This window comes from Ferdinandcohnia sp. GQ5 (assembly GCF_059759275.1).
Genome location: NZ_JCAXEW010000021.1, coordinates 30,887 through 53,791 on the forward strand (window position 1 = coordinate 30,887; position 22,905 = coordinate 53,791).

A 22,905-nucleotide genomic window follows, 5' to 3' on the forward strand; every position below is an offset into this window, starting at 1 on the left:
ATATGATTCGTACAGAAGAAATGCTCCTAAATGTAGGGCCACAGCATCCAAGTACGCACGGAGTATTCCGTCTTGTTGTTAAAATTGACGGAGAAATCATCACAGAAGCTACACCCGTAATTGGATACCTACACCGTGGAACAGAAAAACTTGCAGAGGACTTGCAATACACACAAATCATTCCGTACACAGACAGAATGGACTATTTGTCAGCGATGACGAATAACTATGTACTTTGTCATGCGGTTGAAACAATGATGGACATTGAGGTTCCTGAGCGGGCTGAATACTTACGGATCCTCGCTATGGAATTGGGGCGAATTGCGAGTCACCTTGTATGGTGGGGCACGTATTTACTTGATATCGGAGCAACAACACCGTTTCTTTATGCATTTAGAGAGAGAGAAATGATTATTAATTTACTAAATGAGCTTTCCGGGGCAAGGCTGACCTTTAACTACATGCGTGTAGGTGGGGTTAAATGGGATGCGCCTGAAGGTTGGATTGAAAAGGTAAAGGAATTTGTTCCATATATGAGGTCACAGCTTCCAGGGTACCACCAGCTAGTAACAGGAAATGAAATTTTCAGGGACCGTGTCATTGGAGTTGGAAAGTACACGAAGGAAGATGCATTAAATTACTCCCTAAGTGGTACGAATCTTCGTTGTACAGGTGTTAAATGGGATCTTAGAAAAGATGAGCCATATTCAATCTATGACCGCTTTGATTTTGACGTACCAACGAGAGACGGTGGAGATGCATGGGCACGTTATCACTGCCGTATGGAAGAGATTGAGGAATCTCTTAAAATAGTAGAACAGGCTGTGGAACAATTCCCTGAAGAAGGTCCGATTATGGCCAAGGTTCCGAAAATAATTAAAGCACCAAAGGGTGAAGCATATGTACGAATTGAATCACCACGTGGAGAAATTGGCTGCTATATTTCGAGTGATGGTAAAAAAGAACCGTATCGTTTGAAATTCAGACGTCCGTCATTCTACAATCTCCAAATCCTCCCGAAGCTTTTAAAGGGTGAGAATATGGCAAACCTGATCACCATTTTAGGTGCAATCGACATTGTCCTCGGGGAGGTTGACGGCTAATGATAGAAAACCTACTGAATTCACCTCCGAGTTGGCTGAATTTTGGTATTTTCTTTTTACTTGCAACCGTCTTACTATTAGTCATCCTAGGATTCGTTACGTATGGAATCCTTGCAGAACGTAAGGTGATGGGCTTCATGCAAGCACGTCAGGGTCCGAACCAAGTAGGGGGACGCTGGGGGCTTTTACAAACAGTGGCTGACGTATTAAAGCTTCTTATTAAAGAAGATGTAATCCCGAAAGTGGCGGACCGTCCCCTGTTTATACTTGCACCTGTGCTTGCGTTTGCTCCAGCCTTCATGGTTGTGGCAGCACTTCCGTTTACGGAAAGCTATAAATTTGCAGATATTGGGGTGGGGTTGCTCTATTACATCGCCGTATCTGGACTCACTACGATTGGAATTGTCGCAGGTGGTTGGGCATCGAATAATAAATATGCCCTCATGGGAGGAATGCGTGCAGCTGCACAGATGATTTCCTATGAAATTCCGCTGGTGATGTCAGTGATTGGGGTTATTTTATTATCTGGAAGCTTGAATCTTTCTGATATTGTTGAAGCTCAGGATAAGGTTTGGTTTATTTTTGCACAGCCGATTGCCTTTATTGTATTTTTTATCGCGTCTGTTGCCGAATTAAACCGTGTGCCATTTGACTTACCTGAAGCAGAATCAGAGATTGTCGCTGGTTTCCATATTGAGTATTCAGGATTTAGATGGGCTTTCTTTATGCTTGCCGAATATGTGTATATGTTTGCGATGGCAGCCTTAACGACCGTTCTTTTCTTAGGAGGCTGGAAACCAGTTTTATTCCTAGACTTTATACCTGGTGCCGTTTGGTTCTCATTAAAGTTTAGCTTGGTAATCTTTGTTTTAATCTGGTTCCGTTCCACCTTCCCACGTTTACGTGCTGACAGACTGATGGAATTCGGTTGGAAAGTACTCCTTCCAATTGCATTAGCTAACATCTTCTTATCGGCTTTAATTAAGGAATTATTTTTCTAGGTTCTTTTCTAAAAACTTGTTGCTTTTTGATAAGTGTGCAAACCTAGTTGATTGGAGCGTAAGGTGGCGACTCCTCGAAAATGTATTCACATTTTCTTCGTGCGTGGGTTATTTCAAAGAAGCAAATTCAGAGTCCAGCGGGAAAAGCGTGAGACTTGAGACCCCGTAGGAGCAGTAGCGACCTGTCCAGTTGCAGCGGCTAGAAACTCGGGAAATTTCAACTCCTCCTTCAGAGGCAAAATACGCCTCTTTGTCGGAGTCTCCGACGCACACGACGTGCTAGTGCCGACTTCGCCACAGGAAGTGGCGCTTTAGTCGGCCAATTTTCTCGTTTCTGTGCAAGCCGCCTCCACATTTCGTTGAGGAGGCTCAAGCCACGCCCGCGGAAAGCGTCCACCTGAAGCGGAGGTCAACGATATAGTAAACAACAATGTTTGCGAAAACAACGTTTTTCTAAAAAGGATTCGTGTACCGAAACTACCTTATAAAGGGGTGACAAACTATGTTTGGCTTGCTGAAAGGGATGAAATATACCCTTAATCAATTAACCTATAAAAAAGTCACATATGATTATCCGAATGAACCATTACCACTACCAGATCGCTTTCGTGGTATTCAAAAATTTTATCCGGAAAAATGTATCGTATGTAATCAATGTGCCAACATTTGTCCAACCGATTGTATCCAGCTAACCGGGAAAAAACACCCTGACCCGACCAAAAAAGGGAAAATAATTGATACCTATGATATTAACTTTGAAATTTGTATTCTATGTGACCTATGTACTGAGGTTTGTCCGACAGAAGCAATTGTCATGACAAACAACTTTGAACTTGCGGAATACAGTCGTGATGACTTATTTAAAAACCTTGAGTGGTTAGATGAAAATGATACGAATGTAAGGAAGGAGAATAAAGCGTGACTGGAGAATTTTTAGCATTCATAGTCCTAGCAATTAGTGCGATTGGCGGCGGTATATTAATGCTGAACCTCCAAAAGGTCATCCACATGGTAATCGCACTTGTATTCACCTTCATTAGTATCGCAGGTTTGTATGTGATGCTTCATGCAGAATTCGTTGCAGCTGTGCAAGTCTTAATTTACTCAGGGGCCATCACCATTTTAATGCTCTTTGGTATTATGCTGACGAAACACAATGACACAAACGAACCAAAAGTAAGTCGTGGTCGAACCTTCCTTGTTCTTTTTGGAATCCTTGCATTTGGTGTTGCTGTTTACCTTGGCATTTACGATTTGGATTTTGGAGGGCAAGCGACAGACCTGCACGTGAACAATACGGAGAAGATTGGAATGGAGCTTTATGCAAAATACGTGATTCCATTTGAATTAACATCTGTTGTCTTACTTGTGGCGTTAGTAGGGGCAATCATCTTAGCGAAAAAAGACAATGTAGAGGAGGCGAACGAGGAATGAGTTCTGTTCCATTAGCAGCCTACCTCATCCTAGCGTTAATTTTATTTTGTATTGGTCTTTACGGGGCATTCACAAAAAGAAATACAGTTATTGTGTTAATTTCTGTTGAATTGATGCTAAATGCGGTAAATATTAATTTTGTGGCTTTTAGTAAATACGGAATGGTCCCTGGAATTACGGGTCAAATTTTCTCACTGTTTACAATCGCCATTGCTGCAGCTGAATTTGCTGTTGGTCTAGCTATTTTGATGGCGTTGTACCGAAATAAACGCACAGTTAATATTGATGAAATGAATACGATGAAACATTAACTTAGCTTTTGTTGGGAGAATAAAACGACAATACGCTAAGTCGTATTTGATGAAGTACCGGTAAAGGCTGTGAACCAAATGGTCTACTCAGCCTTAGCCGCAAGCCAAAGAAGGGGATTGTGATACGATGATGGAAAATGCATGGATCATACCGCTTTTCCCGCTTATCTCTTTTTTGTTCCTTCTTATATTCGGTAAACGATTGAAGGAGTCGAGTGCGTATCTTGGCATTCTGCTAACATTTATTTCATTCGTCTACTCGGTGTTGGTTCTCATTTCGAGACTTGGGAACTCAACATACAAATATGAGAGCACGTGGTTATCAATTGGGGATGTTCACTTAACAGCGGGGTTTGAAGTCAATCAATTAAATGCACTTATGTTAGTGGTAGTATCGCTTGTCAGTTTTTTAGTACATATGTATTCAAAAGGGTATATGCATGGTGATGAGCGCTTTCCTGTTTTCTATGCGTACCTTGGGTTATTTACTTTTGCGATGTTAGGATTGGTCATTTCTCCAAACCTTCTCCAAACGTATATTTTCTGGGAGCTTGTAGGACTTGGTTCATTCCTATTAATTGGTTTCTATTTCTATAAGGAAGAAGCAAAAGCTGCAGCGAAAAAAGCGTTTATTATGACGCGTATCGGAGATGTAGGCTTATTAATTGGGATGATTCTATTATTCTGGCAAGTTAACAGCTTTGAATATGATGAAATTTTTAGCGCCGTTGGTGCTGGAGATATTTCACCAACCATGATCACATTAACTGCGATTTTAATTTTTGTGGGAGCTGTTGGTAAATCTGGTCAATTCCCACTTCACACCTGGTTGCCGGATGCGATGGAAGGTCCGACACCTGTTTCAGCTTTAATCCACGCAGCTACAATGGTTGCGGCGGGGGTTTATTTAGTGGCTACGACTTATCCTTTATTTGCTGCAAGTCATGCCGCGTTGATGACAGTTGCGATTATCGGAGGAATTACCGCGATTTTTGCAGCATCAATAGGTTTAGCACAAAAGGATATTAAACGTGTTCTGGCCTACTCTACTGTGAGTCAGCTTGGCTATATGATGCTTGCATTAGGATCTGCCGGGTATGTTGCAGGAGTATTCCACTTAATGACACATGCTTTCTTTAAAGCATTGTTGTTCTTGGCAGCGGGTAGCGTCATCCATGCTGTTCACACACAGAACATTGAGGAAATGGGTGGATTGTGGAAAAAACTTCGCATTACAGGTCCTCTATTCTTAATTGGGACCTTAGCTATCAGTGGTGTTCCATTTTTCTCAGGTTTTTTCAGTAAGGATGAAATCTTAATTGCGACCTGGGCACAAGGGAATTACGTGCTGTTCTGGTTAGCGGTGATTGCGGCTTTCTTTACTGCATTTTATATGTTCCGCTTGTTCTTCATGGTGTTCACTGGTGAGGCAAGAGGAAAACAAACAAATGTCAAAGAATCACCGAGTGTGATGACAATACCGATGATTGTTCTTGGAGTTCTAGCGGTTGTAGCAGGATATGTGAACACACCTTGGTTTGGCACCTTTTTAGGGGATTGGTTAACAGAAGGTACGAACCTATATGGACCAAGTCATCACGAAGGGCCAGGTTGGATTATGGCTGTTGCAACATTTGCGTCCCTATTTGGTCTGCTGCTTGCCTATGGGATGTATCAACGGAAGTCTATTTCAAGAGACTTTTTCAGCTCTCGCGCACCAATTATGTATAGTGTCGTCTATAACAAATATTTTATTGATGAATTTTATAACATGACCGTTGTCTACGCGACAAAGGTATTTAGTTTATTCCTTCGCTATATAGATGAATTTTTAGTAGGGGGAATTGTAAAAGGCGTGGCAATGGCAACCCAAGGAATCGGAAAGCTTGGAGCTAAGCTTCAAAACGGGCAAGTTCAAATGTACACTTCCGTTGCCTTTGTTGGATTAGCGATTTTACTACTTGTTGTGGCACTGACAGGGGGGTACTTAAGATGAGCTCATTTATTCTTTCACTTTTAGTATTCTTCCCGATTTTAGGTATTGCACTACTTGCTTTTGTACCAAAAACTGAGGAAAAAACGATTAAATTAGTTGGCGTATTAGCTACTATTCCTTCATTGGTATTGGCTCTTTATGTGTACGGGTTTTATACAGGTGGCGGAGACCTTGAAAAGCTAAAGGAATCAGTCTATTGGTTTGGCTTTCTGCCAAAAGGCAATCCGTGGGAAGTCAATTATGAGATGAGTCTAAACGGATTCACCCTAGTACTCGTTCTTTTAACAACTGTGATTTCCACACTTGCTGCTATTGCATCCGTTCATATCAAGAAGGAATGGAAAGGCTACTTCATGCTCTTCCTTTTACTTGAACTAGGAATGCTTGGCGTATTCACAGCCGGGAACTTACTATTGTTCTTCGTGTTCTTTGAAATGACCTTAATCTCTACGTTTTTTCTCATTGGGAAGTGGGGATATTTTGAAAAAGAAAAAGCAGCATTTAGTTTTTTAATCTATAACGGATTAGGTTCCGCGATCTTGCTGATCGTGATCATGATCATTTTTGCAAAGGCTGGAACAACGAATATTTCGGCACTAACGGCGATTTTTGCCAGCCCGGCAGATAGCTTGCCAATTCCAGGTACATTTTCTGAGGACCTAAAACTTGGATTATTGATTGCGATCATCATTGGATTTGGAATTAAATTGCCGATTTTTCCACTTCATACATGGATGCTTCGTGTTCACGTACAAGCACCGCCATCCATTGTCATGATACACTCAGGAATCCTTTTAAAGATTGGAGCTTACGGGATCATCCGCTTCGGAATGGGATTCTTCCCAGATGAATTCAGCACACTTGCTCCAATTGTTGCGGTGCTGGGAGTAATCAATCTTTTGTATGGGGCATTTTTAGCATTCGTCCAAAAAGACTTCAAAATGGTTCTGGCGTACTCGAGTATTTCGCATATGGGAATTGTGTTGATAGGACTTGGTGCGATGAATGAAGCGGGAGTGCAAGGCGCCGTATTCCAAGTTGTGTCACATGGCTTGATTTCAGCATTATTGTTCTTCTTAATTGGGGTCATGTACGAGAGAGCAGGCACATCGTATATTGATAAGCTTGGTGGGCTTGCAAAGGTGATGCCACTAACGGCTGGATTCTTATTAGCAGCTGCGATGGCTTCACTTGGTTTACCTGGGATGTCCGGATTCGTTAGTGAATTCATGGCATTCCTTGGGCTGTTTAAGGAAATGCCAGTTCTCGCTGCGGTTGGGGCAATCGGCATTATTATGACAGCTGTGTATTTGCTTCGTGCAGTACTACATGTGACATATGGTAAGACGATTCATTCCTATGAGGGAGCAGTTGATTTACGTCCAATTGAAATGGTACCGGTATTGGTGTTACTTGCGTTTATCGTATTGATTGGTGTTTATCCTAACGTGCTTACACAGCCACTTCAGGTTGCACTTGAAACTATCATGCTAGGGTTAGGAGGGTGAGCCGATGGATACAGAAACTTTACTAAGCTTTGATTGGGGAGTTATGGCACCTGAATTTATCATCCTCGGTGTTGCAACCCTTCTATCGTTACTGGATTTATTTATGGGAAAAGACAAGGACCGACGGCCACTCGGTTGGATTGGAGTCGTGGGAATCCTTGTTGCAATCGGGTTTACGGTTTCGTTAATCGGGAATGATGTCACATCGATTTTGTACGATACATTTAGACTTGATTCCTTTGCGATTGCTTTTAAATTAATTTTACTAGTGGGGACAGGACTTGTACTCTTGCTAGCAATGAGCTATGAACCCGAAGAGGGGCTTGTTGAGTATCGTGGTGAGTTTTACTACTTACTTCTAGCAGCACTCTTAGGTACGATGATTATGACATCAAGTGGTGACTTGATTACATTATTTGTCGGATTAGAATTGCTCTCGATTTCTTCCTATATATTAGCTGGGCTTCGGAAACGCAATAGGTTATCAAATGAATCCGCGATGAAGTATGTCATTAACGGAACGGTCTCCACAGCCATCTTTTTATTCGGTGTCAGCTATGTCTATGGACTCACTGGAACCTCGAATTTAAGGGAGATTTTCGGAGCATTCGGTAACCTTCAGGATCCACAACATATCTATCTTGTTGCACTTGCTTTGTTTATGATCGTAGTTGGACTATCCTTTAAGATCGCGGCTGCTCCATTCCATATGTGGGCACCTGATGTGTATCAAGGAGCACCAACACCTGTTACGGCGTTTTTAAGTGTTGTTTCAAAGACAGCGGGCTTTGTTATTATCTTAAGAATTATAGTAACAGGGTTCATCCAAGCGCCCTCAGGAAATGGTGAAGCAGAATTTTTATTGTTCCACCTGCAAGACCTGTTAGCAATCATAGCGGGTGCAACCATGATTATCGGGAATACCATTGCGCTTAGACAACGAAATATAAAGCGGATGATGGCATACTCAAGTATTGCCCACGCAGGATACCTGTTAGTAGCATTTGTAGCTTTCTCATATTTTATGATGGATGCGATTTGGTTCTATTTAGTTGCTTATCTCTTCATGAGCCTTGGATTCTTCGCGGTTCTTCAGGTGATCACGCAGAAATCTGACTCCGAGGATATTAGTCAATTTGCAGGTTTATATAAGCGCTCACCCGTGTTAGCCGTTGCACTTGGAGTGTTTATCCTTTCTTTAGCAGGTATCCCTGGAACGGCAGGATTCATTGGAAAACTAGAGATTTTCATTGGAGCTTTTGTAACGAGCCCACCACATTATGTGCTGGCGTCGATTATGATTGCAACAACCGTTGTATCCTATTTCTATTACTTCGGAATTTTAACACAGATGTTCTTTAGACCTGCTGCAAACGATGAAAAAATTAAATTACCTGCAGGTGTGTTGATTGTTTTAATTGTTGCAGTGGTTGGGACCATTGGCTTTGGAATTTTCCCAGGTGTCGCCTTTGAATTCATCCAGCAATTCGAAAGCTTCGCAGATTTTATAGGATAAAAGTTGGGTGGCAGCACCATGAAATGTTGCCATTCCATTTCAAACAAATAGGGGTGTATGAGAAGAAGAGGTATGGGGATGCCTCTTCTTTTGTTTTGGTGTTTATTATTGTAGCTTTTTGTAGGCTTGTATTTGAGGACTTCTGTCACAGAAAATGCTAAAATGTATAGGTGTGTGTTTCATACATATTTCCTTTTTTTATAATCAAATGCGCCTTGGCGTATTTTCGCCCAGATTTTTTCGAGCTTCTCGAAATACTTCCTTTATAAATCTGTGGCATCCGCCGGAGGCTTATCTTTATTCAGTGAGGGTTTAAACCCTGGCTGGATTTTGAATGCTTTTTTGCATCATTTCCCACTTGTTGAAGGGGAATTGCTGCTGAATAAAGTTCAAGGAGTGGGTTTATGTTAGCAGGTTTTGGGTATCAAGCACTTATAAGTATTATTTCACATTTAATTTTTATTGCAGTTACATGGTGGGCGCTGCAAAGTATTCGATATGAGCATTTGGTAAAGCCAAATCATATTTTTCAGGTGCGCGTTCTTCTCGTTCTTGTGACGATTGCAATTGGATCGACCGTCAGCAATTTTTTCTTAGATTATCTTCTTTGGTCACAACAATTACCTACTATCTTAAATTAACTGTTACTTTGTCCTTTATGAATGAATAATATATGCAAGAAGTTTAAGGTAAAAGTATTCGAAGTAGTTTTCATCTGTTCTCTCCACTACTTTCCACGTATCCTGCGTGATACATCTGGAAAAAATGTAAGTAAGGAGAGGAAATCAAATAAGAGTACGAGTCATGATGCTTTTTTTAAAACATTCCTTAGTATACCAATGGTATAGAAAAATACATTGGTTTTTGCTGGAAGTAGAATACGAAGGAACCCAAGTTGATGATTTTCACGGAAGAATCACCCCAAGCGGTGGCCCGCAAGTTAGTCCCTTCTAGAAATGTCATCAAAAGTACTTACTTTTTCAAGATAGTTATCCACATATGTAAACTGTCTAAAAAAGAAGACAAACCCTCAAAAAAACAAAGTTCCTTACGTATAACATGTACTATGTGAGTTATGTAAAATTTTCGTGTGAAAACATTGCTACAAACGACCTAAACTTTTTCGACAATTTGTGCGAAAATCCCACATTTTTCACTTGTGCCAGCGAATGCTTAAGTGATATGATGTAAATTGGTTTTGTAAAAAAAATGAAGCCTTAAAAAAATGAGGATATGCCCGTTTAGCAACGAGCTAGCCTATTATTTAAAAAACAAAGTTTGATCGACCTAATTGGGTTCATCACATCAGAATAGAGACACTTGCCCGGTGGTTTGCATATACTACAGCAGTGTGAATGTACTTTCTCACAAAAAAGGTATGAATGTAATAAGATTGGGTTCTTTTAACACATTCGAGATGGAACACCAATTGTAATGAATGAATATGAATATATAGAAAATGGGACGCGGAGGGGAATACCTTGGAAAAAATCATCGTCCGCGGCGGTCGTAAGCTAAACGGCACAGTCAAAGTAGAAGGCGCAAAGAACGCCGTTTTGCCAGTAATCGCTGCATCCTTATTAGCAAGTAATGGAAAAAGTGTAATAAATGAAGTACCCACGCTCTCAGATGTGTATACGATTAATGAGGTATTGCGTTATTTAAATGCAGACGTTACGTTTGCAAACAATCAAATCGTTGTTGATGCATCAAGAGAGCTAAAAACGGAAGCACCTTTTGAATATGTTCGAAAAATGCGCGCATCTGTACTAGTCATGGGATCATTGCTTGCACGCAATGGCCATGCGAGAGTTGCTCTTCCTGGCGGCTGTGCAATTGGCTCAAGACCGATTGACCAGCATTTAAAAGGATTCGAAGCAATGGGTGCAATTGTGAAAGTTGGAAATGGATATATCGATGCCGAGGTCAATGGTAGACTTCGTGGTGCAAAAGTATATATGGATTTCCCAAGTGTGGGAGCTACTGAAAACATCATGATGGCTGCTACATTAGCAGACGGAATGACGACTATTGAAAACTGTGCGAAAGAACCGGAAATCGTTGATCTAGCCAACTTCCTTAATGCAATGGGAGCTAACGTTAGAGGCGCAGGTACTGGTACAATTCGCATCGAAGGTGTAAAAGAATTGCATGGAGCAACTCACAGTATTATCCCTGATCGCATTGAAGCAGGCACATTCATGGTGGCAGCTGCAATTACAGGCGGTAATGTTCTTGTTCAAGGCGCAGTACCAGAACACCTCAGCTCATTAGTTGCAAAAATGGAAGAAATGGGCGTTACCATCATTGAAGAACAAGATGGTTTACGTGTCATTGGTCCAGATCAATTACATGCTGTGGATATCAAAACAATGCCACATCCTGGTTTCCCAACTGATATGCAATCACAAATGATGGCATTATTACTTCGTGCAAAAGGCACAAGTATGATTACGGAAACTGTATTTGAAAATCGCTTCATGCACGTCGAGGAATTCCGACGCATGAACGGTGACATCAAAATTGAAGGTCGTTCTGTTATCATCAACGGAGAATCCCAGCTTCAAGGAGCTGAAGTAGCCGCAACTGATTTACGTGCTGCTGCTGCCCTTATTCTTTCCGGATTGGTTGCAGATGGATACACACGTGTTACAGAACTTAAGCACTTAGACCGTGGTTATGTGGACTTCCACCAAAAGCTTGCGGCATTGGGTGCTGACATTGAACGTATAAATGAAGCAACAGATAGCCTAGTGGAAGAAGCAAAGGTAAACTTCTAACTAACCACGTAAAAAGCTAGGGACATTACCCATACATGGTAATATCTCTAGCTTTTTTATTTTTATTCCTATTATTTATAATTTTTTATAGCAGGAATGATATTTGCAATGATAAGAAGTAGTAATAATAACGCCAGTCGCGTGAGAGTCTGGATTCTCAATGATGAAAAGAAAGTGCCAAGACATAGTCTACTAATCCAGTTTTTAATCATCTTACACGTTTCCCCTTTTATTTGATAATGGTAGTAATAGGAAAATTACACTATGAGTGGTAGATAATAGAACACAAATATTTTTCTGCTATTAAATGTCATAAAAGCTTGTCCACTACCATAGATATTGATATATAGGTGCATGTTTACGTTCGTGCATTAATTTCAAAGTGGAGGCTTGCATTCATGAAACAGATTAAACCAATCATTGTACTAGTTTCTGTCCTTTTCGTCTTAATTTTATTGATTCCATCAATGCTTGTCATTCCGTTCTCTGATAAAGGTGCGGGAAAGCTAGCTGAAGAGCGACAATCAAATCCGGAACCGCCTCAAATCGCCTCAGGGCCAACTGTGGAGGTTGCCGTTCACCGTGTCAGTGCTCAGAAAATTGAAAATGTGCCACTAGAAGAATATGTAGTAGGCGTGCTCGCGATGGAAATGCCTGCAGAATTTGAGTTAGAAGCATTAAAGGCACAAGCGCTGGCAGCAAGAACATACGTGGTTAGACAAATGTTGAGTGATCAAAAGTTAAAGGTGCCAAATGGTGCAGATGTTTCAGATACGGTCAGTCATCAGGTTTATAAAAACAATGAGGAACTAAAGGTCCAATGGAAAGGCGACTATGATTGGAAAATCGAAAAAATTAGGCAAGCCGTTAACGAAACACAAGGACAAATTATAACCTTTAATGGTGAACCAATTGATGCCGTATTTTACTCAACAAGTAATGGATATACTGAAGACTCGGAGAACGTTTGGAAAAATGCAGTACCATACTTAAAAAGTGTGGAGAGCCCGTGGGATGTCAATACAGAAAAGTTTCATTCTCAAGTCAATATGCCAGTATCCGAATTTGAATCTAAATTAGGGATTAAGCTTGGCAATGGTAACGATATTGGCAAGATTACTTCAAGAACGAAATCAAATCGTGTAGCATCTGTTGAAGTCGGGGGCAAGACATTCACAGGGGTGCAAGTGCGTGATGCATTAGGCCTTCGTTCTAGTGATTTTTCATGGGAGCGTAAAGGCAGCCATATCGTCATTCAAACGAAGGGCTACGGCCACGGTGTTGGCATGAGTCAATATGGTGCCGATGGAATGGCGAAGGAAGGTAAGAGTTACAAGGACATTGTGACACATTACTACCAAGGCGTTGAAATTTCATCCACAGAGAACTTTTTAAATAAATTAACCGTGAAAAAATAAAGGCAGAGGGGTTACTTCCCCTCTGCATTTTTGCTGTTTAAGCTCTCCACCCAGTAGAGGAGCTTTCTTATCCTCGGCAGTTTTTCTCCAAAATAACTAACTTTTACAATCATATAAAGCACAAGCACGCCAATTGTGTCCTTAACAAGATCAATTACAGTCGCAGATCGGTAAGGGACGAAATACTGGTGCAACTCATCTGAGAAGCCGTAGGCAATGGCAATCACAGCGGAAACGAGACTCGCTTTAGGGCTGAACTTTCCTTGCACAAGGAAAAACAATACCCAAAGCCCGTAAAGAATACCAAATTCGATGAGGTGCAGCGATTCTTTAAAAGCCCGGTCCCAGGAAAACGGAGTGTTCACAATCGCATCCGACGGAAGACTCGACAATATAAAAATCAAAATCATATATAAAAATGGTGCAATTAATAGTAGAAGTCGTAATAATGCTCTCATGAAAATTCTCCTTTAAAAAATGTACCTACATAGTATAGCATTCATTGAAGGTGTGAGGGAGGAGTTTTTGCGTACTTACTCGGGTTTACCGGTACCGAAGCGTGGTACGTCGTCTGAAAAGTTGGTATATCAGATTTAGTTATGAAGGGGAAAGCTAGAGAAGGCCGCTGTGTAACGCTTGTAATGTGGCACGCGAAAGGAAGTTGTCGTGCGATCCTCTTCATCAGAGTTTGAAGGGGAAAACGTGGGGGAGTTTGCGTACGAATCCTCTTCATCGGAGTTATGAAGGGGAAAGCGGCAGGAAGTTTGGTGTCGAATCCTCTTCATCGGAGTTATGAAGGGGAAAGCGGAAGGAAGTTTGGGGTCGAATCCTCTTCATCGAGGTTATGAAGGGGAAAGCGGAAGGAAGTTTGGGGTCGAATCCTCTTCATCGGAGTTATGAAGGGGAAAGCGGCAGGAAGTTTGGTGTCGAATCCTCATCATTGGAGTTATGAAGAGGAAAGCGTCAGGAAGTTTGGGGTCGAATCCTCTTCATAGAGTTTATGAAGGGGAAAGCGGCAGGAAGTTTGGGATCGAATCCTCTTCATCGGAGTTATGAAGAGGAAATCAGAAGGAAGTTGTCGTACGAATCCTCTTCATCGGAGTTATGAAGGGGAAAGCGGAAGGAAGTTTGGGGTCGAATCCTCTTCATAGAGTTTATGAAGGGGAAAGCGGCAGGAAGTTTGGTGTCGAATCCTCATCATCGAGGTTATGAAGAGGAAATCAGAAGGAAGTTTGGGGTCGAATCCTCTTCATAGAGTTTATGAAGGGGAAAGCGGCAGGAAGTTGTCGCACGAATGCTCTTCATCGGAGTTATGAAGAGGAAAATGGAAGGGAGTTAGCGTACGAGTCCTCTTTATCGGAGTTATGAAGAGGAAAATGGAAGGGAGTTAGCGTACGAATCCTCTTCATCGGATTTGTGAAGGGGAAATCAGAAGGAAGTTTGGGGTCGAATCCACTTCATTGGAGTTATGAAGAGGAAATCAGAAGGAAGTTGTCGTACGAATCCTCTTCATCAGCGTAATGAAGTCCCGCCCGAACGCCGAAGCCGCAAGCAAAGTCCTTCATCAGCGTAATGAAGTCCCGCCCGAACGCCGAAGCCGCAAGTAAAGTCCTTCATCGAGGTAATGAAGTCCCGCCCGAACGCCGAAGCCGCAAGCAAAGTCCTTCATCAGCGTAATGAAGTCCCGCCCGAACGCCGAAGCCGCAAGCAAAGTCCTTCATCGGCGTAATGAAGTCCCGAACGAACGCCCAAGCAGCGGGTAAAGTTCTTCATCGAGGTTATGAAGTCCCGAACGAACGCCCAGGCCGCAAGTAAAGTCCATCATCAAAAGTTAACAAGTCAACCTTCAGTCCCGTCCCCAAACCGCCTCCAATCAAAAGATCATCACCAACTCCAAAACCTGATAAATCATACGAAACCCAAAAAAGCAACGTCCAACTGGACCCCTTTTCGAAAAAAATTTTCGATTCTATGAATAATATTTTAGGCTTTGTCGAAAAATAATCGAAAAAAATTTTTTGAAAATGTATATAATTCCGCGAATGTGTTCAGAATGGTTGCTGAGGTGATAAACATGAGAGAGGAAGAAAAGAAACGTACTTCTCAAAAATCAAGTTTACAAAGTTTTTTTAGAAAGCGTTGGGTATTCCCAGCAATCTATTTGGTAAGTGCAGCACTCATTCTAACCGCGGTTTTATGGTTCCAAGGCAAGAACGATGTAGCGAAGGATGATTTGAAATATGGTGAGAATCAACCAGGAACTGCTACAGGTGAAGAGCCAAGTGTACCGGTAAACCAAGCGTCAGAAAACTTTAAGATGCCTGTCATTGACGAAGATGCAATCCAAGTCTTTAGGGAATTCTACGATGCAGAAGCTTCAGCAGAAAAGCAAGAAGCAGCTCTTGTAGTCTATAACAATATTTATTCGCCTAACAAAGGAATTGATATCGTTGCTAAAAATGGTGAGACATTTGAAGTTGTTGCATCATTAGCTGGAACTGTAACACGTGCTGAAAAAGATCCACTACACGGAAATGTTGTGGAAATTGAGCACTCTGACGGTGTTGTAACAATGTATCAATCTCTTGCAGACCTAAAAGTTGCAAAAGGTGATGTAGTTGAACAAGGTGAAGTCCTTGGAATGGCTGGCGAAAATCAATATGATGAAGAAGCAGCTATTCACGTTCACTTTGAAATCCGTAACAACGGTGTTGCTGTTAATCCAATTGAGTACTTTGGACAATCCCTAACTGCACTTGAAGAAAGTGAGCAAGGGACAGAAGACAAAGAAGCTGCAACGAAGGAAGAAGACAAGCAGCCTGCAGAAGATAAGCAACCAAATGAAGAAGAGAAACCAGAAGATAGTAAAAAGCCTGCAGATGAAGGCACTCCTGCTGACGATGAAGGATCAAAAGATGAGGAAGATGCAAACTCAAATGAAGAGGAAAATGCCCACTCAACTGATGCTTCAATCGGAATGGCAAAAGCGTAAGCTAGGAGAAATAGTAGTCTAGCCTGTGGTGGCAACTTTAGCTAATAATCCAACCGACTACCCAATAGGGTAGTCGGTTTTTTTATGGGACAGAGGTTCCATGTCCCTGTAAATAAATGGTGGGACGAGAGAACTGTCCCAGTGTTCTCATGGTATAATCAGGTAAAAATAGAAGAGGGCAGTGAACATGAAAAGTTCAGACGATATCTGGAATGAAGTCATCCACAAGGTTTGCAGTATCGATTTTCCAACAGAAAATCAAGTGCTAAACGAGGCGTTTCTTGTTTTTCAATACTACTCAGAACTTGAAAGTGGTGGGCATGAGGCTTTGCTTAATTGGTGGAGTGAGTATATTTCAGAAGTGGGCATTACGACTTACATAAAAGAGCTCACCAAAGTACTCGAAAAAATTGCTGCACAAGAATATGCTGTGATTTTACAAAAATACGGCGAAGAAATATGGAAAAATTTTGTCGTTTTGGAAAACGGAGAAATCGACGAGTACTCATTTTATCAGGTAATTGAAAAAGCCGACAGGGAATATTATAAGTTGGAGGACAAGCTCCAACACCTACTAGAATCTTATTTTGTTAGCATCCATACAGACATAATAGAATAAATAACTAAACAGCGACCATGATAGAAATGGTTGCTGTTTTTATGTCTGGACAGAGGTGCTGTGTCCCTGTAAATAAATGGTGGGACGAGGGACCTGTCCCCGTGTTCCAAAAAAACTTTTATTTGTACTGAACTTTTTCCTGTTGTCGGTCGTATTATCTTTGGAAAAACATTTGGAGGGGATGTGATTCGGGTATGACGGGTATTAACTGGGCGCTTATTGCTCCGATCATTGTGATTCAATTCATTTTATTGGTAACGGCCATAGTTGATCTTGCAAGAAGTGAAGAAACGAATGGACCAAAGATTTTATGGGTGTTTGTCATCCTTTTGGTCAGTATACTTGGCCCGATTCTCTATTTTGTAATTGGAAGGAAGAGATAGGATGACGGAATCATTGGTCTCTATTGAAAATTTGGTGAAACGGTTTGGAAAGGAAACGGCGGTTAATGATCTTTCCTTTGATATAAAAAAAGGAAGCTGTACAGCTTTACTAGGTCCGAATGGAGCGGGGAAAACAACGACTTTACGGATGTTGGCGGGCCTGCTTCATCCTACCTCAGGTAAAATTTCCTTTGATGGCATGGAAAATGGCGACCATCGGAAATACATCGGGTACCTGCCGCAGCACCCTGTTTTTTACAACTGGATGTCGGCAAATGAATTTTTGGTCTACGTTGGGCAACTTGCACATTTATCGAAAAAGGAATCACAGCAAAAAGCGGATGAATTACTAGAGTTGGTAGGACTTATTGATGCAAGGAAAAAGAGAATTGGCGGTTTTTCGGGAGGAATGAAGCAGCGCCTTGGGATTGCACAGGCGATGATTCATGAACCTAAGCTGGTTATGCTTGATGAACCAGTCTCCGCATTAGACCCTGTCGGTCGCCGCGAAGTCATTGAAATGATGCGTGAATTGAAAAAGAAAACCACGATTCTGTTCTCAACACATGTGCTGCATGACGCTGAAGAAGTTTGTGATGATATTGTCATTATCCGAAAGGGAGAATTGGCATTAAGTGACACGCTCTCGGGTCTACGAAAAAAGCACCAGCATGATGTAATCATTATTGAAGCAGAAACGGATATCACCACTTGGGCAAAAGGTTTAACCGCAATTGACTCGGTTCATGAAGTGTCGGTTGAACGCATGAATGCAACAATTGTTGTTTCTCAACTTGAACCTGCAAGAAATGCTATTTTACAAGATATATTGACAAAAAATATACCGGTATCAACATTTAAAATCGGGCAATCGTCCCTAGAGGATGTATTCATGAAGGTGGTGAAGGCATGAGACAGTGGACAGTATTATTTAAAAAAGAATGGATTGAGATGACGCGGAATTTTAAAATCCTGTGGATTCCACTTGTCTTCATTTTACTTGGGATCATGCAGCCTGTAACCTCTTATTATTTGCCCGAGATTATCAAAGCAGCGGGTGAGTTGCCAGAGGGAGCGGTCTTTGATATCCCGGTGCCAACCCCACAGGAGGTGCTCGTGCAAACCTTCGGACAGTACAGCCAAATCGGGATTTTGGTGTTGGTATTAGCGTTTATGGGGATTGTTGCAGCGGAAAAAAACAGTGGCGTTTCGGATATCATTCTTGTAAAACCTGTTTCGTTCGCTAATTACATCACAGCAAAATGGGTAAGCGTCACAATCATGACATTGGGTTCATTTTTACTAGGTATCTTAGCGTCTTGGTATTACACTGGAGTATTAATCGGTGACGTAGAATTTGGCGAACTACTGAAAGGTTCACTCGTGTATGGGACGTGGCTTGTGTTTCTCGTGACCGTTACCCTTCTATTAAGCTCATTATTTAAAAGTAATATCTTTGTAGCAGGTATGTCATTGCTGGTTGCGATTGGGTTGTCAGCACTCACTTCATTATTATCTAAATGGATGACCTGGAGTCCAGCAAGGCTCTCAACACACGCAAGTTCACTGCTTTTAACAGGAAGTCCAGACAAACAATTCGCTTTATCTTTGACTGTTTCCCTACTTTTGATTCTTCTCCTACTTGTGAGTTCTATTTACCTATTTGCAAAAAAAGAAAGAGCAGCGTAATAAAAACAGGCATGGCCAAATTGGCCGTGCCTATTATTTTACGATTACCTGTCCGACCATTCCTTCTTTGGCATGGTATCGACATATCAGTTCATATGTACCAGGCTTTTTTGGTTCCACAGTTACAATTTTGATTTGTTTTGGTTTGAGTTCATAGTCAATTCCAAGCCTTTCTACTGTGAAGGTGTGTTCTTTAACGCCGTTATTTTTTAAAACCAACACAATTGGTTTTTCTTTAGGAATCGTGATGGCTTTCGGGTTAAAGTAATCATCGTTCAACCCGACCTCAATTTTTTGAATTGGCTCCAAAGGCTGTGTTTCGGCAAATACACCAAGTGAACCAACCACAAGAAGCGACATCGCCACACACAATCCTACTAACCATTTAATTACAGACATTTGCTATCCCTCCTTTCTTGATAATATCTTTTTCTAATTCATAAAATATTATCAGAAATAAAAAAGAGTCGGGAAACGTATAGATTTTGGTGAATGTAGGAGAGGTACAAATAAGAGGAGGTATGTTATGAAGGACGCAAACTTCTATTTATTGAAAAAATGAAAAAGAGATGCGAATAAAAACTCGCATCCCCATGAAATCTTTTCTTTTCCTCTATGAAACTACTTACTTAATTAGATCACCTTGTTCAGAAGAAACGACGATATCGCCTGATTTAATTTTCTCATAAACCTCTTTAACCTTAGTAATTGTGTCCTCACTTAAGTTAGGGTTTTCTTCAGGAATACCAACACCATCATTTTCAACACTATACGTAAGTGTTTCTCCGCCTGGGAATTTTCCATCTAACTCTTGTTTAATAAGCTCTTGTGTAGCATGGGCTAATTTCTTTATAGCAGATGTTAGAACGACAGACTTACCATCCGCATATTCACCATCGGCATATTGATCAACATCAACACCAACGACCCAAACATCATCACCATTTGAAGCTCGTGTCTTTGCTTCGTTGATTGCTCCAACACCAACACCACCAGCGGCAGCAAAGATTACATTAACGCCTTTATCATACATTTGAGCAGCAATTTGTCCGCCTGCAGCAACATCATTAAATGAACCTTGATAGAGAACATTTTCTTTATTAATAACAAGGTTAGTGTCTAAATTTTCATTCGCATACTTAAGACCTTGTTGGAATCCCCAGTTAAACTTTTGAACAGCTGGAATTTCCATACCGCCAATAAAACCAGCTTCACCTTCTTTTAATTCTAATGCTGTAGCAACACCAGCCAAGAAACCGGATTCATGTTCAGCAAAGAAAATAGAAACAGTGTTATCCGCTACATCTGGAACAAAGTCACCGTTATGTGGATTACCATCTAGAATCACAAATTTTGCATCTTCATATTTTGATTGCGCTTGATAGATTGCCGTTTCGAATTTAAAGCCAGGTGTAACTATGAACTTGAAATCGGCATCATAAAGATTTCCAATCTCTTTTAAATACTCAGCCTCAATTTCTCCAGCTGGCTTTAGATATTTTTCTTGAATACCAAGCTCTTCTTTCGCTGCTAGAATTCCTTCCCAAGTACCTTGATTGAATGATTTATCATCAATAGTACCTGCGTCAGTAACCATACCAACCTTCAAATCAGACTTTTCAACTTTTTCTCCGCTCGTTTCTTTCGTATCCGTACCACATGCAGCAAGTAAAGTACTTGCAGTTAATAGAGACACAAGTCCCAGAGCAAACTTCTTTTTAAACATGTAAAGCCCCCCTAATTTATATTTTTAGTTTGCATACTTTGAATTAAACGTTTGCAAACCCCTCCTAATTATATAGCACCAATGACCCAAAGGGCTATTCTATATTTCTATAAATGGGGAAATTTTTCATCGTTCAAATGTTAGCAGCTGTAGATGTTCTGAAAAGAACCCGGGAACCATTATAATTTTAGACCTGTCCGACTCTTAAATCGTCTCAATAAGATATGACTTTCCACCCTTGTAATCCCATCCAAACTATAGAGTTCTTCGTTAATAAATTTTTCAAGCTTCGCAAAATCCTCCACAAGAACGTGCATATGCAGGGTACTAGGCCCTGTCATTTGGTAGCAACTCGCAACACTAGGATTGTTAACAAGAGTTTCTGCAACCCTCACAAGTGAGGCTGGCTCACAATCGACCTCGAAAAAGGCTGACACCCCTTTTCCGACTTTTTCAGAATTAATCACAACAGAGAACTTCTCAATTATGCCTTTTTCAATCAGTTGATTCACGCGCTCGCGAATCGATACCCTTGATAGCCCAAGTTCTTTTCCAATATCCACATAGGACATTCTTCCATTTATCGTCAAAAGCTCGAGAATCCTTTTATCCGTTTCATCGAGTTTCATTTTGGTCACCACTTTTACCGAAATTTGTAGTAAAACAATCTTACCTTAGAAGTAATACGAGAATCAATTAAATTAAGTAATATTGCCTGAATAAAAATATTGACGTATTTTCAGGAATTACAAAGATTAATCGAAATTCCTGCGTTTAAAGAAACAGTATATAAAAATTATTCGGAATATTCCTAGACATACAAAAGGTAAGAATATATAATAATTTAATATACAAACGAAACCATAGCGTGTATAAAGGTTACGTTTGTATGTTTTTATTTCAAAAGGGGGAATAGAAATGAAAAACATGTTTAGAAGTAAAGCTTTTGCAATTATTGTATTTATGTCGATTGTTGCTCTATTACTTGCAGGTTGTGGCTCGTCAAGTTCGGGAGGTTCTGAGGGATCGGGGGACACTGCAATTGATTATCCAACAAAACCGATTAATGTAATCGTTCCTTGGGCTGCAGGTGGCGATTCGGATGTAATAGCCCGTATTACACACAAGTATTTAGAAAAGGAATTAGGGCAAAAGTTCATCGTTACAAATATTGGTGGAGCTGGTGGTACCATTGGTGCACAAGAAGGGATGCAAGCTGATCCTGATGGATACACATTAATAGCAGGTCATGATTCAATAGCCGTTTCTCACCTAATGGGAAAATCTGATTTTTCATACTTTGAATTTGAACCAGTTTCATTAATTACAACAGCAAATCAGTTAATTGCAACTCATATTGACAATGAGTGGAACAGCATGGAAGACGTAATAAACGCTCTAAAAGAAGATCCAGAATCAATTAGCTTTGGTGCAACAGTTGGATCAACTACACATATCGTTCCGTTAGGAATTCAGGATCGGGCAGATGTGAAGTTTAACATCGTTAGCTATGAAGGTACAGCTGAACGTACTCAAGCCCTTTTAGGTAATCATTTACATTTAGGATCAACAACGATTCCTGCTGCAAAAGAGTACATAAAAGCAAATCAGTTAAAAATGCTTGCAATTGCATCCGAGGAAAGAAACCCTGCATTACCAGATGTTCCAACATTAAAGGAACAGGGAATTGACTTCGTGAATGCTACTAATCGTGGTTATTTCTTTCCGAAAGGTACTCCGAAAGAAATTGTGAAGATCATGAACGGTGCTCTAAAGAAAGTTTCAGAGAATCCCGACTACATAAAAGAAATGGAAGATATGGGCATAGATGTGAACTTTAAGGATACAGAGGAATATACAAAGTACTTACAGGATGATGTTGCGTTCATGGAAGAAATGTTGAGGCGACAAGGGATAATCGATTAAGGACTTAAGGGGTGTCAAACATGGCAAACAATCGGCTAGTAAGCATTGGATTACTACTATTTTGTGGATTTTTCTACTATCAATCAACCTTAATTGAATCAAAAGAGCTATCAGGATTACCAGCTACGTTCTTTCCAAGGCTCATTCTAGGGATTATTGCCTTCCTCTCTGTGATCATGCTGATAAAATCATTTTTTGTCCCTACTAAAGTGAACCCAAAAAGTGATAGTACAGAAGGTAAGAGCAAGAAAGAGTGGATTGTTTGGGTACTTTTTGGCCTTTTTGCTATTTATTTAGTTTTAATTGACGTTGTTGGTTTTATTACTTCTTCCTTTTTGTATATGGCGACTGTTTATCTACTAATTGTGCAACAGAAAAAGTCATGGAAAAAACACCTTGTTGCTATAGGTGGGCTACTAGCTATTGCTTTAGGAATTACATTGTTTTTCCAAGGTGTACTACATGTCTACTTACCAAAAGGGCTGTTTTTCTAAAGTGAAGGA

22 protein-coding genes are annotated in these 22,905 nt (G+C 40.7%); 18 read left to right on the plus strand and 4 right to left on the minus strand.

All coding sequences use genetic code 11. From position 1 onward, the window contains the following. Window positions 1-2 precede the first annotated feature (2 nt). The 11 genes from AC6CHV_RS21450 to spoIID all read left to right on the plus strand — a co-directional run bounded on the left by AC6CHV_RS21450 (window position 3) and on the right by spoIID (window position 13,067). Window positions 3-1,103 (plus strand): NADH-quinone oxidoreductase subunit D, encoded by a 1,101-nt coding sequence (locus AC6CHV_RS21450; protein ID WP_341333234.1) that lies wholly within the window; start codon window positions 3-5, stop codon window positions 1,101-1,103. Next, window positions 1,103-2,104, plus strand: coding sequence for an NADH-quinone oxidoreductase subunit NuoH (gene nuoH / locus AC6CHV_RS21455; protein ID WP_121448488.1), 1,002 nt, complete (start codon window positions 1,103-1,105; stop codon window positions 2,102-2,104). The genes AC6CHV_RS21450 and nuoH overlap by 1 nt, the downstream gene beginning before the upstream one ends. A 502-nt stretch (window positions 2,105-2,606) precedes the next feature. Next, a complete protein-coding gene (gene nuoI, locus AC6CHV_RS21460) occupies window positions 2,607-3,026 on the plus strand; it encodes an NADH-quinone oxidoreductase subunit NuoI (protein WP_010677182.1) in 420 nt (139 codons plus the stop codon). Continuing rightward, the gene (locus tag AC6CHV_RS21465) at window positions 3,023-3,538 is read left to right on the plus strand and encodes an NADH-quinone oxidoreductase subunit J (RefSeq protein WP_341333233.1); all 516 of its coding nucleotides are present in this window, start codon (window positions 3,023-3,025) and stop codon (window positions 3,536-3,538) included. Before nuoI ends, AC6CHV_RS21465 begins: the two co-directional genes overlap by 4 nt. Continuing rightward, a complete protein-coding gene (gene nuoK / locus AC6CHV_RS21470) occupies window positions 3,535-3,849 on the plus strand; it encodes an NADH-quinone oxidoreductase subunit NuoK (RefSeq protein ID WP_099354568.1) in 315 nt (104 codons plus the stop codon). Before AC6CHV_RS21465 ends, nuoK begins: the two co-directional genes overlap by 4 nt. A gap of 127 nt (window positions 3,850-3,976) precedes the next feature. Then, window positions 3,977-5,845, plus strand: a complete 1,869-nt coding sequence (gene nuoL, locus AC6CHV_RS21475; protein ID WP_341333231.1) for an NADH-quinone oxidoreductase subunit L — start codon at window positions 3,977-3,979, stop codon at window positions 5,843-5,845. Then, entirely contained in the window at window positions 5,842-7,353 is a 1,512-nt protein-coding gene (locus AC6CHV_RS21480; RefSeq protein ID WP_341333230.1) for an NADH-quinone oxidoreductase subunit M, read from the plus strand. The genes nuoL and AC6CHV_RS21480 overlap by 4 nt, the downstream gene beginning before the upstream one ends. Window positions 7,354-7,357: 4 nt before the next feature. Beyond that, window positions 7,358-8,869: an NADH-quinone oxidoreductase subunit NuoN gene (gene nuoN / locus AC6CHV_RS21485; RefSeq protein ID WP_341333229.1), complete on the plus strand. Its 1,512-nt coding sequence runs from the start codon at window positions 7,358-7,360 to the stop codon at window positions 8,867-8,869. Window positions 8,870-9,273: 404 nt separating this feature from the next. Then, the gene (locus AC6CHV_RS21490; RefSeq protein ID WP_099354564.1) at window positions 9,274-9,510 is read left to right on the plus strand and encodes a DUF1146 family protein; all 237 of its coding nucleotides are present in this window, start codon (window positions 9,274-9,276) and stop codon (window positions 9,508-9,510) included. A gap of 840 nt (window positions 9,511-10,350) precedes the next feature. Continuing rightward, a complete protein-coding gene (murA, locus tag AC6CHV_RS21495; protein ID WP_121448482.1) occupies window positions 10,351-11,649 on the plus strand; it encodes a UDP-N-acetylglucosamine 1-carboxyvinyltransferase in 1,299 nt (432 codons plus the stop codon). 398 nt (window positions 11,650-12,047) lie between these two features. After that, window positions 12,048-13,067: a stage II sporulation protein D gene (spoIID, locus tag AC6CHV_RS21500; RefSeq protein ID WP_121448481.1), complete on the plus strand. Its 1,020-nt coding sequence runs from the start codon at window positions 12,048-12,050 to the stop codon at window positions 13,065-13,067. An 11-nt stretch (window positions 13,068-13,078) separates the two neighbouring features. On the opposite strand, the gene AC6CHV_RS21505 is transcribed toward spoIID, so the two are convergent. Then, window positions 13,079-13,525, minus strand: coding sequence for a VanZ family protein (locus AC6CHV_RS21505; protein WP_341333227.1), 447 nt, complete (start codon window positions 13,523-13,525; stop codon window positions 13,079-13,081). A 1,616-nt stretch (window positions 13,526-15,141) separates the two neighbouring features. Between AC6CHV_RS21505 and spoIIQ the strand changes: the two genes are divergently transcribed. The 5 genes from spoIIQ (at window position 15,142) to AC6CHV_RS21530 (ending at window position 18,750) form a co-directional block, all read left to right on the plus strand. Further along, on the plus strand, window positions 15,142-16,059 hold the full coding sequence (spoIIQ, locus tag AC6CHV_RS21510) for a stage II sporulation protein SpoIIQ (protein ID WP_165918245.1): 918 nt from the start codon (window positions 15,142-15,144) through the stop codon (window positions 16,057-16,059). Window positions 16,060-16,246: 187 nt separating this feature from the next. After that, the gene (locus AC6CHV_RS21515) at window positions 16,247-16,678 is read left to right on the plus strand and encodes a DMP19 family protein (RefSeq protein WP_498079635.1); all 432 of its coding nucleotides are present in this window, start codon (window positions 16,247-16,249) and stop codon (window positions 16,676-16,678) included. Window positions 16,679-16,872: 194 nt separating this feature from the next. Then, window positions 16,873-17,061 (plus strand): PLDc N-terminal domain-containing protein, encoded by a 189-nt coding sequence (locus tag AC6CHV_RS21520; protein ID WP_498079636.1) that lies wholly within the window; start codon window positions 16,873-16,875, stop codon window positions 17,059-17,061. A 1-nt stretch (window position 17,062) separates the two neighbouring features. After that, window positions 17,063-17,974, plus strand: coding sequence for an ATP-binding cassette domain-containing protein (locus AC6CHV_RS21525; RefSeq protein WP_498079637.1), 912 nt, complete (start codon window positions 17,063-17,065; stop codon window positions 17,972-17,974). Next, window positions 17,971-18,750, plus strand: a complete 780-nt coding sequence (locus AC6CHV_RS21530) for a DUF2705 family protein (protein WP_498079638.1) — start codon at window positions 17,971-17,973, stop codon at window positions 18,748-18,750. Before AC6CHV_RS21525 ends, AC6CHV_RS21530 begins: the two co-directional genes overlap by 4 nt. 33 nt (window positions 18,751-18,783) lie before the next feature. Here AC6CHV_RS21530 and AC6CHV_RS21535 read toward each other — a convergent pair whose 3' ends face one another. From AC6CHV_RS21535 to AC6CHV_RS21545, 3 genes are all read right to left on the minus strand, one after another. Then, window positions 18,784-19,149, minus strand: a complete 366-nt coding sequence (locus AC6CHV_RS21535; protein WP_498079639.1) for a cupredoxin domain-containing protein — start codon at window positions 19,147-19,149, stop codon at window positions 18,784-18,786. 226 nt (window positions 19,150-19,375) lie between these two features. Beyond that, entirely contained in the window at window positions 19,376-20,476 is a 1,101-nt protein-coding gene (locus AC6CHV_RS21540; RefSeq protein ID WP_341333220.1) for a BMP family lipoprotein, read from the minus strand. Window positions 20,477-20,655: 179 nt separating this feature from the next. Then, window positions 20,656-21,105, minus strand: coding sequence for an Lrp/AsnC ligand binding domain-containing protein (locus AC6CHV_RS21545; RefSeq protein ID WP_121449226.1), 450 nt, complete (start codon window positions 21,103-21,105; stop codon window positions 20,656-20,658). Window positions 21,106-21,394: 289 nt separating this feature from the next. On the opposite strand from AC6CHV_RS21545, the gene AC6CHV_RS21550 reads away from it, so the two are divergent. Both AC6CHV_RS21550 and AC6CHV_RS21555 read left to right on the plus strand, forming a co-directional pair. Beyond that, a complete protein-coding gene (locus AC6CHV_RS21550) occupies window positions 21,395-22,402 on the plus strand; it encodes a tripartite tricarboxylate transporter substrate-binding protein (RefSeq protein WP_498079640.1) in 1,008 nt (335 codons plus the stop codon). 20 nt (window positions 22,403-22,422) lie between these two features. After that, window positions 22,423-22,896: a tripartite tricarboxylate transporter TctB family protein gene (locus AC6CHV_RS21555; protein WP_498079641.1), complete on the plus strand. Its 474-nt coding sequence runs from the start codon at window positions 22,423-22,425 to the stop codon at window positions 22,894-22,896. Window positions 22,897-22,905 lie beyond the last annotated feature (9 nt).

What these genes read in the sequence shown, in the direction of transcription:
- AC6CHV_RS21450 (WP_341333234.1), top strand. Translation starts at nt 3, where the DNA reads ATGATTCGTACAGAAGAAATGCTCCTAAATGTAGGGCCACAGCATCCA.
- nuoI (WP_010677182.1), top strand. Translation starts at nt 2,607, where the DNA reads ATGTTTGGCTTGCTGAAAGGGATGAAATATACCCTTAATCAATTAACC.
- nuoK (WP_099354568.1), top strand. Translation starts at nt 3,535, where the DNA reads ATGAGTTCTGTTCCATTAGCAGCCTACCTCATCCTAGCGTTAATTTTA.
- spoIID (WP_121448481.1), top strand. Translation starts at nt 12,048, where the DNA reads ATGAAACAGATTAAACCAATCATTGTACTAGTTTCTGTCCTTTTCGTC.
- AC6CHV_RS21535 (WP_498079639.1), bottom strand. Translation starts at nt 19,149, where the DNA reads ATGTCTGTAATTAAATGGTTAGTAGGATTGTGTGTGGCGATGTCGCTT.
- AC6CHV_RS21540 (WP_341333220.1), bottom strand. Translation starts at nt 20,476, where the DNA reads ATGTTTAAAAAGAAGTTTGCTCTGGGACTTGTGTCTCTATTAACTGCA.
- nuoL (WP_341333231.1), top strand. Translation starts at nt 3,977, where the DNA reads ATGATGGAAAATGCATGGATCATACCGCTTTTCCCGCTTATCTCTTTT.
- AC6CHV_RS21505 (WP_341333227.1), bottom strand. Translation starts at nt 13,525, where the DNA reads ATGAGAGCATTATTACGACTTCTACTATTAATTGCACCATTTTTATAT.
- AC6CHV_RS21520 (WP_498079636.1), top strand. Translation starts at nt 16,873, where the DNA reads ATGACGGGTATTAACTGGGCGCTTATTGCTCCGATCATTGTGATTCAA.
- AC6CHV_RS21480 (WP_341333230.1), top strand. Translation starts at nt 5,842, where the DNA reads ATGAGCTCATTTATTCTTTCACTTTTAGTATTCTTCCCGATTTTAGGT.
- AC6CHV_RS21490 (WP_099354564.1), top strand. Translation starts at nt 9,274, where the DNA reads ATGTTAGCAGGTTTTGGGTATCAAGCACTTATAAGTATTATTTCACAT.
- AC6CHV_RS21530 (WP_498079638.1), top strand. Translation starts at nt 17,971, where the DNA reads ATGAGACAGTGGACAGTATTATTTAAAAAAGAATGGATTGAGATGACG.
- nuoN (WP_341333229.1), top strand. Translation starts at nt 7,358, where the DNA reads ATGGATACAGAAACTTTACTAAGCTTTGATTGGGGAGTTATGGCACCT.
- AC6CHV_RS21550 (WP_498079640.1), top strand. Translation starts at nt 21,395, where the DNA reads ATGAAAAACATGTTTAGAAGTAAAGCTTTTGCAATTATTGTATTTATG.
- AC6CHV_RS21525 (WP_498079637.1), top strand. Translation starts at nt 17,063, where the DNA reads ATGACGGAATCATTGGTCTCTATTGAAAATTTGGTGAAACGGTTTGGA.
- AC6CHV_RS21515 (WP_498079635.1), top strand. Translation starts at nt 16,247, where the DNA reads ATGAAAAGTTCAGACGATATCTGGAATGAAGTCATCCACAAGGTTTGC.
- AC6CHV_RS21545 (WP_121449226.1), bottom strand. Translation starts at nt 21,105, where the DNA reads ATGAAACTCGATGAAACGGATAAAAGGATTCTCGAGCTTTTGACGATA.
- AC6CHV_RS21555 (WP_498079641.1), top strand. Translation starts at nt 22,423, where the DNA reads ATGGCAAACAATCGGCTAGTAAGCATTGGATTACTACTATTTTGTGGA.
- nuoH (WP_121448488.1), top strand. Translation starts at nt 1,103, where the DNA reads ATGATAGAAAACCTACTGAATTCACCTCCGAGTTGGCTGAATTTTGGT.
- spoIIQ (WP_165918245.1), top strand. Translation starts at nt 15,142, where the DNA reads ATGAGAGAGGAAGAAAAGAAACGTACTTCTCAAAAATCAAGTTTACAA.